The sequence below is a fragment of the Dactylosporangium sp. CA-139066 genome (genome assembly GCF_050936175.1).
GTDB lineage: Bacteria > Actinomycetota > Actinomycetes > Mycobacteriales > Micromonosporaceae > Dactylosporangium.
This window is the reverse complement of record NZ_JBNJNH010000001.1, coordinates 7,124,082-7,136,795: the sequence shown is the minus strand read 5'-3', so window position 1 is coordinate 7,136,795 and position 12,714 is coordinate 7,124,082. Positions and strand designations below refer to the sequence as shown.

Sequence of the window (12,714 nt, the reverse complement as noted above, 5' to 3'; positions counted from 1 at the left end):
CTTCGCTCGCCGCCCCGGGTCATCACGCTGACAACGCCCAATCGGGCCGGATTTCAGCGGAGGAACCCATGGGAGCACGGATGAGCAGCATCGCGACGCTCATGCCGGAGGCGCTGAAGGCGCTCATCGCCTTCAGCGCCGCGGCGCGCGACGAGGGCGGGCCGGAGGCGACGGCGTACCTCGTACGCCTGCGCGCCAGCCAGATCAACGGCTGCAGCGTCTGCACCGAGATGCACGCCCGCGAGCTGCAGCGGGCCGGCGATCCCGTCGAGCGCGTCTTCGCCGTCGCCGCCTGGCGGGAGTCGTCGCACTTCACCCCGGCCGAGCGGGCCGCGCTCGCGCTGACCGAGGCCGCGACCCGGCTGGCGGACCGCCCCGACGCGGTGCCCGACGACGTCTGGGACGAGGCCGCCCGCCACTACGGCGAGCGGGCTCTCGCCGCCCTCATCGTCGAGATCGCGACCATCAACGCGTTCAACCGGCTCAGCGTCCCGATCCGCCAGCCGGCCTAGCCACACTGCCCTGTCACCTTTGCCGCCCGCCGGGGGTCATTGCTGTGACACCCGGCGGCGCACGGAGGTACACATGAACGGCGACGAGTGGCTCGCGACGCACTTCGAGCGGCACCGCCCGCGGCTGCGCGCCGTGGCGTACCGGATGCTGGGCTCCCTGACCGAGGCCGACGACGCCGTGCAGGACACCTGGCTGCGCCTGAGCCGCGCCGGCACCGAGGACGTCTCGAACCTCGACGGCTGGATGACCACGATCACCGCCCGGGTGTGCCTCAACATGCTACGAACGCGCAGTCAGCGCCGCGAGGAGCCCTTCCCGGTGCACGTGCCCGACCCGGTGATCAGCCTCGAGGGCGAGCCGCAGCCGGAGGAGCAGGCGCTGCTCGCCGACGCCGTGGGCCTCGCCCTGCTGGTCGTCCTCGACACGCTCTCACCGGACGAACGGCTGGCCTTCGTGCTGCATGACCTGTTCGCGGTGCCGTTCGCGGAGATCGGGCCGCTGCTGGGCCGGACGCCTGCGGCGACCAAGCAGCTGGCCAGCCGGGCACGCCGGCGGGTCCGGCTCGCCGAGTCACCGGCCGCCGGGGACATTGCCGGCCCGGCTGCCCCGGACCTGGCCCAGCCGGCCGCCTCGGCCGTCGTGCCGGCAGTTGTCGCTTCGGCTGGGGGTGTCGCTTCGGCCGTTGCCCGTTCGGCTGGGGGTGTCGCTTCGGCCGTTGCCCGTTCGGCTGGGGGCGCGGCTTCGGCTGGGGGTGTCGATTCGGCCGCCGCCGCGGCACTTGCCGCCTCGGCCGCCCGCGATGTCGCCGGCCTCGCCGCTCGGGACCACGGTCGGCCTGCTGCCGGTGTACCGTCCTGCCCAGGCGGCGCGGACCTCGGCGGCTCGGCTGCGGACGTCGCGGACCTCGCCGCCGGGGCCCGCGGCCGGCGCGCTGTCGGCGGCCCAGCCGGTCCGGTCGCCGCGGACGTCGCCGCCTCGGCCACCGGTAATGTTGCCGCCCCTGCCGACGGCGACGTCGTCGGCTCGGGCGCCACGGACACGGCCGCCTCGGCCGCCGGGAATCGCGTCCGGCGCGCTGCCGGTGACCCCGCCCGTCCGGCCGCCGCGGATCTCGGCCGCCAGCGGGAGGTCGTCGACGCCTTCTTCGCCGCCGCCCGCGAGGGCGACCTCCGCGCCCTCGTCGCGGTGCTCCACCCCGCGGTCGTGCTGCGCCTTGATGCCGGCCCGGCCCGCCCCGGGGCCTCGATGCTGCTCCGCGGCCCGGACGCGGTCGCCCGCCAGGCCGCCACGGGCATCCGGCTCCTGCTCGACGCCCCGGCCGCCCAGCTGCGCCCGGTCGTGGTGAACGGCACGGCCGGCGTGATCGTCGTCCGCGACGCCCAGCCGTTCGCGGTGATGGCCTTCACCACGACCGGCGGCGCCATCGTCGAGATCAACGCGATCACCGATCCCGCCCGCGTCCGAGCGGCCACGGCCGCCATCGTCCCGCCCGGGCCACGCGAAGCCATGTGACGCACCCGGGCACGGCCCTGCCGCTTCGCCGTGCGCGCCCAGCCACCTCACCTGACGACCGTCGGCGGTCGAGCGGTCAAGCCGCGAAAGACGCTCGCGCCCACCTCACCGGACGAGCGAAAGACGCTCGCGCCGACCTCACCGGACGACCGACGGCGGTCGAGCCGCGCAAGACGCTCGCGCCCACCTCACCGGACGAGCGAAAGACGCTCGCGCCGACCTCACCGGACGACCGACGGCGGTCGAGACGCCAGAAGACGCCCGCGCTCACCTCACCGGACGAGCGAAAGACGCTCGCGCCGACCTCACCGGACGACCGACGGTGGTCGAGACGCGAAAGACGCCCGCGCCCAGCCACCTCACCTGACGATCGACGGCGGTCAAGCCGCGGAAGACGCTCGCGCGCGGGCGCGTTCATCCACGACATCGGCCGGCGATCGGCCGAACCAGGGGCAGGCCCACCCGATCAGTGCACTCGACCTCAGCGGCGGCGCCATTCCGCTTTGGCTTTTCCCACCGTACCCGACGCCACCTAATCGCTCTTGAACCCGATCACCCAGCGTGCACAGTCAGCCACTCCTGCAGCGGCGCGCACCCGCGGAGGAACTGCTCCACCTGCCCGCGGGCCTTCGCCGTGCCGAGCCAGGGCTTCAGCGGGAACTGGTGCCACGCGATCAGACCCTTGTGCCGCAGCAGGTCCGCGCGCGGGTGCTCCTTGTCGAAGCCCCGCGGCACGGACTTCAGCTGCTCGTGCGACGTCACCGACCAGCCCCGCGCCTCCAGCGCCGCCACGATGGCGGCCAGCGCCGCGCCCGAGGAGTCGTCGGCCACGGCCTGGCGGAAGCGGGCCAGCCGCTGGGAGTCCATCATGTACGCCCCGGCGCCCGCGGCCAGGCCCTGCGCCGTCAGCTGGATGTACCCGCCGCGCTCGAACGACGCCGAGCAGGACGTCTTGTACGGGGACTTGTCGGCGCTGAAGCGCACGTCGCGGTACGGGCGGAAGATCTTCGCCGGGCCGAACTCGGGCTCCAGCTCGGCGAGCAGCTCCGTCATGGGGCCGCGCACCTTCTCCTCGTACGTCGCCTTGTGCGCGGTCCAGTACGTCTTGGAATTGTCGGCCTCGAGCCCGTCGTAGAACTCGAGGGCCTCGACCGGCCAGCCACGGAACGTCACGAGAACGAAGCTTACGACGACACCACGAGGGCGGGGTTGGCCCGCAGGAAGCCGACCACCTCCGGTGGAGCCGTGGCGGGGGAGCCGGCGGCGAACGGGGGCCGCGGGTCGTACTCGATCGCCAGCTGGATCGTCTGCGCCACCTCCGGCCCGGCGATCCGCGCCGCGAGGGTGAGGGCCAGGTCGATGCCGGCCGAGACCCCGGCCGCGGTCGCGTACCTGCCGTCGACGACGACCCGCTCGCTCACCGGTGAGGCGCCGTACGCGCGCAGCCGTTCCGTCACCATCCAGTGCGACGTCGCCGGGCGGCCGCGCAGCAGGCCGGCGGCCGCGAGGATCAGCGAGCCGGTGCAGACCGACGTCATCCAGGTCGCGCCCGCGTCCACGGCGCGCAGCCACTCGTGCAGCGGCGCGTCCGCCACCTGCGCCGCGACGTCCGGGCCGCCGGGCACCACAACCAGGTCAGGAGATGAAATTTCCGAAAAATCGGACTCGGCGACCAGTCGAAGCGCCCCCGTGTCCGCCAGCACCGGGCCTCGAACGGCGGCCGTGAACACCGCCGATGCGTCCGGCAGCCGGGACAGCACTTCATAAGGGCCGACGATGTCGAGGGCGGTCATTCTGGGGTACAGCACCATGGCAATCTGCATTTAGAAACGCTCCCGATAATCGGCCGGGCCGACGCCCAGCTCCCGTTGGAAGGCGCGGCGCATCGCCTCCGCCGTCCCGTATCCGCAGGCCCGGGCGATCTCCTCCACGCCCGAGCGGCCCTCCTCGAGCAGCCGCCGCGCCGCCTCGAGCCGCACCCGGTCGACGTAGCGGCCGGGCGGCGTGCCCACCTCGGCCGCGAACGCCCGGCTGAACTGCCGCGGCGACAGGTTCGCGCGCCGGGCCAGGGCGGGGATGGAGAGGTCGGCGGCGGGGTGCTCGGTGGCGTACCGCTGGATCTCCCGCAACGGATCGCGGGCCGCGACCTGGGCGGCGAGCTGGACGCTGAACTGCCGCTGGCCGCCGGGCCGGCGCAGGAACATCACGAGGTGGCGGGCGATGGCGAGCGCCACGTCGCGCCCGAGGTCCTCCTCGACCAGGGCGAGCGCGAGGTCGATCCCGGCGGTGACCCCGGCCGACGTCGCGACGGACCCGTCCCGCACGAAGATCGGCTCCGGGTCGACGGCCACGGCCGGGAACCGCCGGGCCAGCGCCGCGCAGTGGTCCCAGTGCGTGGTCGCCCGCCGCCCGTCGAGCAGCCCGGCCTCGGCGAGCGGGAACGCGCCGGTGCAGACGGACATGATCCGCCGCGCGCCGGCCCCGTGCTCACGCAGCCAGGCGACGAGCCGGGGGTCGGACGCCTTGGTCCCGGCCCCGCCCGGCACGATGAGCAGGTCGGCCGCTGCGGTGGCGTCGAGCCCGCCGTCGGGCATGATCTGCAGGCCGCTGGAGCTGCGGACGGGGAGCCCGTCGATGCTGCAGATCCGGATACGGTACCGCGGGAAGCCCGCCTGGTTGGCCCCCGCAAACACCTCGAGGGGGCCGGTCACGTCGAGGCTCTGCACCCCGTCGAAGACCGCGATCACGACGCGTTCGTCCGGCACGCCTCCGATCCTGCGTGCCCGGCCGGGGCGTCAGCAACGACGCGTACCCCACCTTTCGTGCCACGCCCCGCTTTTGTCGTACCCCTGTTCTAAAGTCATTGGCGTGATCAGATGGTGGGTCTTGCGAAGCTCAGCCGGCGCGGCGCCGCGCCCGGCGCATCGCGAGCTCATCGCCGGTGTTGAACGGCTCGTCCGCGCCGCTGGTGCTGGTCGCCGGTGGGGCGGGAATCTCCTCGCCGGTGGTCGCCGCCTCGGCCGGCAGGTGCGACAGCGTGCCCTCGATCTCCTTGAACGCCCCGGAGATCGCAATGCCGAAGACGCCCTGCCCGCCCTGCAGCAGGTCGACGACCTCCTCGGGCGACCGGCACTCGTAGACGGTGGTCCCGTCGGAGATGAGCGTGATCCCGGCCAGGTCACCGACCCCGCGCGAGCGCAGCGTGTCGATCGCCTTGCGGATGTTCTGCAGCGAGACCCCGGCGTCGAGCAGCCGCTTGACGACCTTGAGCACGACGATGTCGCGGAAGGAGTAGAGCCGCTGGCTCCCGGACCCGGCCGCGTCCCGCACGGACGGCACCACGAGCCCGGTGCGGGCCCAGTAGTCGAGCTGCCGGTAGCTGATCCCGGCGGCGTGGCAGGCGGTCGGCCCGCGGTAGCCGACGTCCTCGGCCCCCGCGAGTGCGCTCGCCAGCATCCCCGTCGCGCCCGCGTGGCCGGTGCCGGCCTGGGCGTCGCCAAGGCTCGCCCCGGCGTGACCGGCGGCGGTGTGGTGGGTGCCCGGCACGTCGTCGCCAGGGTGACTCGCGCCCGGCACGGCCCCGCTCGGCTCGTCGTCGGCGCGGTAGGCGCCCGGCGCGTTCGCAAACCCGGCGTCGTGCCCGGCGCTCGAGCCGGACCGGTCGGAGGCCGTGAACGAGCCCACCTTCGGGACCGTCACGTGGACGTGCTCAGGGGCATGACCGGGTATCCCGGGATCGGGCGGCTGTTGCATTGCGACCCACCTCCAGCGTCAACACCCGCAACCCTATAGCGCACCTTGAGGGTCTGCGGGGAGGTAACGCCGCGACACGCCGCGTGCCGGTGCGCGAATCCCTGCGCGCGCCGACGCCCCGACGTACGTGCCCGCCGGCGACCCCCGCCAACGGCTCCCGACGACTTACAGCAGACGCTACTCGCCCCCGGTCACGCCCGCCCGCCCCTTGAACGAACCAGCCAGGGTGAACCCCCGGCGCCCCGCTCCCCACCCGCGGCCCACGCCGCTCCCACCCGTCCGCCGCCGACCCCTCACCACACCGCCGCCCACCGCCCGGACGCCCCCACCCGGGTGACGCCTGCCGTCGCCGCACCGCCCACGATGTCCCATCTGTGTGACGCCCGCCCTCGCCGCACCTCCACCCGGGGCGAGTCAAATCCGGGTAGCGCCCGCTCTAGCCGCCCAGCCGATCACTGCCCAGGCGCGTCCCATCTGGGTGGCGCCGCCTCTCGCCGCGCCACTTGGGCGCGCCCCAGCCCAGGCGCGTCCCATCTGGGTGGCGCCGCCTCTCGCCGCACCACTCGGGGTCGTGTCCGCGCCCAGGTGACGCCCCGGTTGGCGCACGTTGCCTCCCCGCGCACGTGGCGGCCAAGCCTCAACGCGCCGCCGCGCCCGCCCTGGTGCCGTAATCCGGCCGCGCCGCCGTCCGGCCGCCGCTGGCGCCCGTCACACCTCGGGGACCATGATGTTCGCCGCGCGCCTGCCGCTCGCGCTGGCCTGCCTTGGTGCGGCAGCCGTCCGCCGCCTGACCGTCTCGCCGCGCCACGTTCACGCTGTGGAACCGAGCCGGAGCGGGGGAGAACTGCGGGTGCGACTGGCGGTCGGCGCCTATGGCGGGGAATCGGTCGCCGGAGCGGAGTAGGGCCTCAAGCTGCCCGGCCGTCCGAGGGGGCGCCATACGAATGCGAGCGGGTAGCGCGGACTGCTGAGATGCGAAAAGGGAACTCGTCCGTCGTCAGAGAACGCCGCTGCAGGTTTTGAGGGGGTTTGGGTGGAGCGAAGCTCCCCCAATGCGAGCGAAGCGAGCCAGCCAACTCAGCAACTCATCCCGCGAAGTCCTCCGGGCGCACCTGCTCCAGGAACTCGCGGAACTTCTCGACCTCGTCCTCCTGCTCGTCCGGGATGACGATGGCGGCCTCGGTCAGGACCTGGTCGGCGCAGCGGATCGGGGCGCCGACGCGCAGGGCCAGCGCGATCGAGTCGCTCGGCCGGGCCGAGACGCGCACGTTGTCGCCGATGACGAGTTCGGCGTAGAAGATGTTGTCGCGCATCTCCACGATTTCCACCGCGTGCAGCGGGGCCTTCAAGGCCGCCAGCATGTCGCGCATCAGGTCGTGGGTCAGTGGGCGAGCCGGCTTGACGCCCTGCTGCTCGTAGGCGATCGCGGTCGCCTCTACCGCACCGATCCAGATCGGCAGGTAGCGGTCGCCGTCGACCTCCTTGAGCAACACGATGGGCTGATTGGTGGGCAGCTCCACGCGAACCCCGACCACATTCAGCTCTCGCACCGCCGCCGCCTCCGTGTCGACTTCCCTCTCCCTGCACGTTACACGGCCTCCATGGCAGTCGTGCCACTCGCGACGCCGCTGTTGTGTGCCTAGTGGTGAAGATCGCCCGCAAACAACAGGCGTTATTTACCCAGGATTTCCCTAAGTCCGGCGCGTACCAGGGCGGCGTGGACCCGTTGGGTGAGCGCGGCGAGCTCGTGGACGGTGTCGGCGGCGCGGGCGCGGCCCGCGGGGCCGTTCTGGCGTGTGAGCGGGGTCACCAGCTGGCTGAACAAACCGATCTCGCGGTCGGCGGCGGCGCGGTAGGCGCGCAGGTGACGGGGCTCGACGCCGAACTCCGCCAGGCGGGCCGCGGCGGTGGCGACCTCGAGGGCGTCCGCGTCGTAGGCGCCGCCGGGGCGGGGCTTGAGCAGGCCGTGGTCCTCGAGCGACTGCAAAGAAGCCGCGTCGAGGCCGGTCTTGGTCAGCAACTCGTCCTGGGTGAGGCGGACCTCGGCGGGGGCTTCCTGCGGTACCACATCGGAAACCTCGGTCAGCGGCTCCCGCATGGTGGCGAGGTGCTCGCGGATCACGCGCAGCGGCAGGTACTGATCGCGCTGCGCGGTCAGCACGTAGCGGAGGCGGGCGACGTCGGTCCACGTGTACTTGCGGTACCCGGCGGGGGTGCGCCGCGGCTCGACCAGCCCCTCGGTCTCCAGGAAGCGCAGCTTGGAGATCGTCACGTCGGGGAAGTCGGCGCGCAGGTGCGCGAGCACCTCGCCGATGCTCATGAGACGTTCACCCCGGGTGAGGTCCTCACCCGGGGTCGAGGGGTTCCAGGCGGCCGCGGACGCCGTCATCGCCTCAGCTTTCGTCGGGGCGCGGTCCTGCCACGAACACGAGGCGGAACTTGCCGATCTGGACCTCGTCGCCGTTGCTCAGCGTGGCGGCCTCGACACGCTCGCGGTTGACGTACGTGCCGTTGAGGCTGCCGACGTCGCGAACGGTGAACGTGCCACCCTCGCGGTGGAACTCGGCGTGGCGGCGGGAGACCGTCACGTCGTCGAGGAAGATGTCGCTGTCGGGGTGCCGGCCGCTCGTGGTCACGTCGTGGTCGAGCAGGAAGCGTGCGCCGGCGTTCGGGCCCCGGCGAACCGCGAGCAGCGCCGTGCCCGGCGGCAGGGAGCCCGACATGCGCGTGGGCACCTGGTCGTTGTCCGGGCCCTCGATGGCATCCTCAATGGCGCCAAGGTTGAGCGTGGACGTGACGTCGAGCGGGGGAAACTCGTCGTCTGGGCGCGTCATCGAACCACCTCACGGTCGTATGTCTGAGGGAGCCTAGTCACGCCCGAAATAGCGGGTCAACCGGACGCGCGGCAAAGGTACTGGCGAAAAAAAGCGGTCAGCCGGCGGTCAGTTCGCCGTAGGCCTTGGCGTCCAGCAGCGCCTCGACCGCGGCGGCGTCGGCGACCTTGAGCTCGACGAGCCAGCCCTCACCGTACGGGTCGGAGTTGATCAGCTCGGGTGCGCCCTCGAGGGCCGGGTTGACGGCGACGATCTCGCCCGTGACCGGCGCGTAGATCTCCGAGACGCTCTTGGTCGACTCGACCTCGCCCAGCGCCGCGCCCGCCTCGAACGTCTCGCCGGCCGAGGGCAGTTGGACGAACACGATGTCGCCCAGGGAGTCCTGCGCGAAGTGCGTGATGCCGACCTTGAACGTGCCGTCGCCGGAGGGCGCGAGCCACTCGTGTTCGGCCGTGTACCGCAGATCCTCGGGAATCACGTAAATCCTTCTGTCAGGCGGGGCCGTTGTTACGACGGCTTTGCGTACTGCAACGCACCGGCATTGTGTAACGCGCTCACGTGCACCGGATCCGCTTCGCGCACGGAAACCGTACCGCCGTGCTGGCGGACGCTGTCCACGACCCCTCCCGGGATGTTCAGCGCCGTCCGCATGGTGTCCGGTCCTCCGATGACCGTGATCGTATATGGCGCGCCGAGCGTCGTCCCGTCGACCACGAGGCGGCCCCCTTCCGGGGCGTCCACGAAGTAGGTCGAGGCGACGATCCGCACGGCCGAGCCGCCCGCCCCGGCGATCTGCATCGCCTCGGCGCCGGCGCCGCGCAGCTCCTCGACGGCGTCGAGCACCGTTTCGGACTTAATAGGGTCTGAACTTATACGATCGGTACCCTGCATGAGGTCGATCTGCAGGCCCGGCCCTTCGGCGGGCAGCGTCCCGGCCAGGATGCCCAGTTCGTCGGCGCGCTTGCGGGCCTCGGCCAGGGCGGCGTCGCGGCCCTGGGCGCCCGAGTCGAGCTGCCGCTGGCTGTCCTCCAGGTCGCTGATCTCCGCGCGGAGGCGGTTCTGCTGCGCGTCGAGGTCGGAGAGGATCCGCACGAGGTCCTCCGGCCGCGCCGAGGACAGCCCGGCGTCGGACGAGCCCGCCTTGAACTGGACCGCCACGGCGAAGCCGAGCAGGCCCACGAGCAGCGCGATGACGAGGTTGGCCGGCTTGCGCAAGACGTTCACGCCCGGAACAGGTGGCGCCGGATGGCCGCCACGTTGCCGAAGATCCGCACGCCGAGGACGACGACCACGCCCGTGGACAGCTGGCCGCCGACGCCGAGCTTGTCGCCGAGGTACACGATGAGGGCCGCGACGAGCACGTTGGACACGAACGACACGACGAACTGCTTGTCGTCGAAGATGCCGTCGAGCTTGGCCCGCACCCCGCCGAAGACGGCGTCGAGGGCCGCGACGACCGCGATCGGCAGGTACGGCAGCAGTCCCCCCGGCACCGTCGGTTCGAGGAAGATGCCGGCCGCAACCCCGATGGCCAGGGCGATCACGGCGATCATCGCGTGGGACCTCCAGAGGGAGTCGGCGAGGGCGTCCTCGCGTAGCGCAGCGGCGGCTCGGCGGCCGCGGCCAGGGTCAGGTTGGTGCGCTTCTTCACGCTGAACTGCATGCGGTACTCGTCGATGTACCGCTTGAACCGCTTGGCCACGCCGGAGGAGGAGAACGTGTCGGCGATGTCCGGCGGCCCGATCGCGGTCACCTCGTACGGGCTGGTCACCGGCCGGAAGTCGACGAGGATCACGCCGCCGGCGGCCCGGATCGTGCTCGTCGCCGTGAGCCGCTGCCCGTTGACGGCGACCGCCTCGGCCCCGGCCTGCCACAGCCCGTTGGCGATGTCCTGCAGGTCGCGGTCCACCACCAGGCCGAGGTTCTCCGCGGCGGCCTTGCCGGTCACCGGGTCGACCTGCGGCGGGGCGTCGACGAGCCGGACCGCGACCCCGTCGCCGCTGACCTTGCCGGTGCCGGTGCGGGCCGCGAGGTTGCGCAGCCGGGCCGCGCTGTCGTCGTCGGCGAGCGCGGCGTCGCGGGCCTGGTCGACCTGGGTGCGCAGCTCGGCGGCGCGCCGCTGCAGGTCGTCGGCGGTCTTCTGCCGGGCCCGCACGTCGGCGACGAGGTCGGAGCGGGCCTTCGTGGTGCCCGGCGCCGCCGCGACGACCTGGTGGTACGCGACGGCGAGCAGGAACCCGATGGCGAGCATCGCCACGCCGGTCAGCCAGCGCCCCGACCTCGGCGGCGGGTTGTCGCCGCGGCGGGCGGCGGCGGCCGCGTACCCGGGGTCGAGCGGATTGCGGAACAGCTCGCCCAGCAGGTCGTCGCGGCGCGGCGAGCTCACGGCGCGCTGGCGGCCGCGGCGCGCCCGGCGCGCACGTGCACGGAGGCCTGGATGAAGTAGAAGACGGCGGCGACCCAGTACAGCACGATGCCCCACCACAGCAGCGCCCAGCCGCTGGGCAGCGCCCACGAGCGCGCCGCCGAGCTGAAGTGCGCCAGCAGCATCATCGGGAAACCCATGAGCAGGATCGCGGTGGCGGTCTTGCCGACGTAGTGCACCGGCGGCGGCCCGTGGCCGAGGATCCGCAGCACCACCAGGCACAGCACCATGACGGCCTCGCGGCCCAGCAGCAGGAACGTGAACCACCAGGGCACGACGTCCTTGAACGTCAGCGCGAAGAGGGTGGCGAGGATGTAGAGCCGGTCGGCCAGCGGGTCGAGCAGCTCGCCGAGCCGGCTGACCTGCTTGAGCCGCCGCGCCGCGAACCCGTCGACCCAGTCGGACAGCCCGCCGACGGCGAGCACGCCGACCGCCCAGCCGGTGTGGTCGGTGCCGAGGAAGAGGTACAGGAACAGGGGCACGCCGAGCAGGCGCGCGAAGCTGATGAGGTTCGGGACGGTGAGCACCGGCCCGAGACCCGGCCGGTCCGCCTGCCCGTCAACCACGGTCGGAATGCTAACAGCCCGGGCGGGTGACCCAGTGGAGCCACAACGGGCCGGCCCGGTAGCGTCCGGCGGCATGAGGCGGACGATTGCCGTTTTGGCCGTTTTGGTACTCCAGGGTTGCTCCCAGTCCGCCGCCAAGCCCCCCGCCACCGCGCCTTCGGCGGACTCGTCGGCGCTCCCGGCCGGGCAGGGCGCCCTGGGCGCCGCCCCGTCGGGCTCCGCCTCGCCGAGCGCCGCCGGCCCGTGCACCATCTTCCCGGCCGACAACGTCTGGCACGCCGACGTCTCCAAGCTGCCGGTCCACCGCGACTCCGCCGCGTGGGTCGCGAGCATCGGCGCCACGGCCCACGCCCACCCGGACTTCGGCTCCGGCCTGATCGACGGCGCCCCCTTCGGCATCCCGGTCACCGTCGTGCCGGCCGGCCAGGCCAGGGTCAAGGTCGGTTTCACGTACGCCGGGGAGAGCGACCCCGGCCCGTACCCGATCCCGAAGAACGCCCGCATCGAGGGCGGCCCCAACGCCGGCGGCGACCGCCACGTGATCGTGCAGGACACGGCGGCGTGCAAGGCGTACGAGCTGTTCGACGCCCACCCGAACGCCGACGGCTCGTGGAAGGCGGGCTCCGGCGCCGTCTACGACCTGCGCGGCAACGCCCTGCGCAAGGCCGGCTGGACCTCCGCCGACGCCGCCGGCCTGCCGATCCTGCCCGGCCTGCCCCGCGCCGACGAGGCCGCCGCCGGCCGGATCGACCACGCGATCCGCTTCACCGCGCCGAAGACCCGCAAGTCGTACATCTGGCCGGCCCGCCACGCCGCGTCCGACGCCACCGACGCCGCGCTGCCGCCGATGGGCGCCCGGTTCCGGCTGAAGGCGTCGGTGGACATCTCGAAGTACCCGCCGCAGGCCCGCGCGGTCGCCCAGGCACTGAAGACCTACGGCGCGATCCTGGCCGACAACGGCTCCCCGTGGTACTTCTCCGGCACCCAGGACGACCGCTGGAACAACGGCCAGCTGGACGCCCTGAAGTCCCTGAAGGGCTCCGACTTCGAGGCGGTCGACTCCTCGCTGCTGATGCTGGACCCGAACTCCGCCCGCTGCCGCCCCTGAGCC

Annotated in this window: 15 protein-coding genes; 3 read left to right on the top strand and 12 right to left on the bottom strand. The window is 72.9% G+C overall.

Annotated features, from left to right (window positions below):
* Nucleotides 1-80 precede the first annotated feature (80 nt).
* A complete protein-coding gene (locus ACQEVU_RS32820; RefSeq protein WP_433330412.1) occupies nt 81-512 on the top strand; it encodes a carboxymuconolactone decarboxylase family protein in 432 nt (143 codons plus the stop codon).
* A gap of 73 nt (nt 513-585) precedes the next feature.
* Nucleotides 586-2,025 carry a sigma-70 family RNA polymerase sigma factor gene (locus tag ACQEVU_RS32815; RefSeq protein ID WP_433330410.1) on the top strand — a complete coding sequence of 480 codons (1,440 nt, stop codon included), beginning with the start codon at nt 586-588 and terminating at the stop codon, nt 2,023-2,025.
* Nucleotides 2,026-2,577: 552 nt separating this feature from the next.
* Here ACQEVU_RS32815 and ACQEVU_RS32810 read toward each other — a convergent pair.
* The 12 genes from ACQEVU_RS32810 to ACQEVU_RS32755 form a co-directional block, all read right to left on the bottom strand.
* Nucleotides 2,578-3,198: a DUF2461 domain-containing protein gene (locus ACQEVU_RS32810; RefSeq protein ID WP_433330408.1), complete on the bottom strand. Its 621-nt coding sequence runs from the start codon at nt 3,196-3,198 to the stop codon at nt 2,578-2,580.
* Between the two features lie 11 nt (nt 3,199-3,209).
* Nucleotides 3,210-3,848, bottom strand: a complete 639-nt coding sequence (locus tag ACQEVU_RS32805; RefSeq protein WP_433330406.1) for a DJ-1/PfpI family protein — start codon at nt 3,846-3,848, stop codon at nt 3,210-3,212.
* Entirely contained in the window at nt 3,849-4,790 is a 942-nt protein-coding gene (locus tag ACQEVU_RS32800) for a GlxA family transcriptional regulator (RefSeq protein ID WP_433330404.1), read from the bottom strand.
* 130 nt (nt 4,791-4,920) lie between these two features.
* Nucleotides 4,921-5,481 (bottom strand): MerR family transcriptional regulator, encoded by a 561-nt coding sequence (locus tag ACQEVU_RS32795; protein WP_433335174.1) that lies wholly within the window; start codon nt 5,479-5,481, stop codon nt 4,921-4,923.
* Between the two features lie 1,382 nt (nt 5,482-6,863).
* On the bottom strand, nt 6,864-7,328 hold the full coding sequence (locus ACQEVU_RS32790; RefSeq protein ID WP_223093836.1) for a bifunctional nuclease family protein: 465 nt from the start codon (nt 7,326-7,328) through the stop codon (nt 6,864-6,866).
* Between the two features lie 122 nt (nt 7,329-7,450).
* Nucleotides 7,451-8,098 carry a transcriptional regulator FtsR gene (gene ftsR, locus ACQEVU_RS32785; RefSeq protein ID WP_433335172.1) on the bottom strand — a complete coding sequence of 216 codons (648 nt, stop codon included), beginning with the start codon at nt 8,096-8,098 and terminating at the stop codon, nt 7,451-7,453.
* A gap of 73 nt (nt 8,099-8,171) precedes the next feature.
* Complete coding sequence (odhI, locus tag ACQEVU_RS32780) at nt 8,172-8,612, bottom strand: oxoglutarate dehydrogenase inhibitor Odhl (RefSeq protein WP_433330401.1); 441 nt, start codon at nt 8,610-8,612, stop codon at nt 8,172-8,174.
* Nucleotides 8,613-8,709: 97 nt separating this feature from the next.
* Nucleotides 8,710-9,090 (bottom strand): glycine cleavage system protein GcvH, encoded by a 381-nt coding sequence (gene gcvH / locus ACQEVU_RS32775; RefSeq protein ID WP_433330399.1) that lies wholly within the window; start codon nt 9,088-9,090, stop codon nt 8,710-8,712.
* Between the two features lie 29 nt (nt 9,091-9,119).
* The gene (locus ACQEVU_RS32770; RefSeq protein ID WP_433330397.1) at nt 9,120-9,836 is read right to left on the bottom strand and encodes a DUF881 domain-containing protein; all 717 of its coding nucleotides are present in this window, start codon (nt 9,834-9,836) and stop codon (nt 9,120-9,122) included.
* Nucleotides 9,833-10,165 (bottom strand): small basic family protein, encoded by a 333-nt coding sequence (locus tag ACQEVU_RS32765; RefSeq protein WP_433330395.1) that lies wholly within the window; start codon nt 10,163-10,165, stop codon nt 9,833-9,835. The genes ACQEVU_RS32770 and ACQEVU_RS32765 overlap by 4 nt, the downstream gene beginning before the upstream one ends.
* Nucleotides 10,162-10,998 (bottom strand): DUF881 domain-containing protein, encoded by an 837-nt coding sequence (locus ACQEVU_RS32760; RefSeq protein WP_433330393.1) that lies wholly within the window; start codon nt 10,996-10,998, stop codon nt 10,162-10,164. The genes ACQEVU_RS32765 and ACQEVU_RS32760 overlap by 4 nt, the downstream gene beginning before the upstream one ends.
* A complete protein-coding gene (locus ACQEVU_RS32755; protein ID WP_433330391.1) occupies nt 10,995-11,603 on the bottom strand; it encodes a CDP-alcohol phosphatidyltransferase family protein in 609 nt (202 codons plus the stop codon). The genes ACQEVU_RS32760 and ACQEVU_RS32755 overlap by 4 nt, the downstream gene beginning before the upstream one ends.
* 73 nt (nt 11,604-11,676) lie before the next feature.
* On the opposite strand from ACQEVU_RS32755, the gene ACQEVU_RS32750 reads away from it, so the two are divergent.
* Nucleotides 11,677-12,711: a hypothetical protein gene (locus ACQEVU_RS32750; RefSeq protein WP_433330389.1), complete on the top strand. Its 1,035-nt coding sequence runs from the start codon at nt 11,677-11,679 to the stop codon at nt 12,709-12,711.
* The last annotated feature ends 3 nt before the right edge of the window (nt 12,712-12,714 follow it).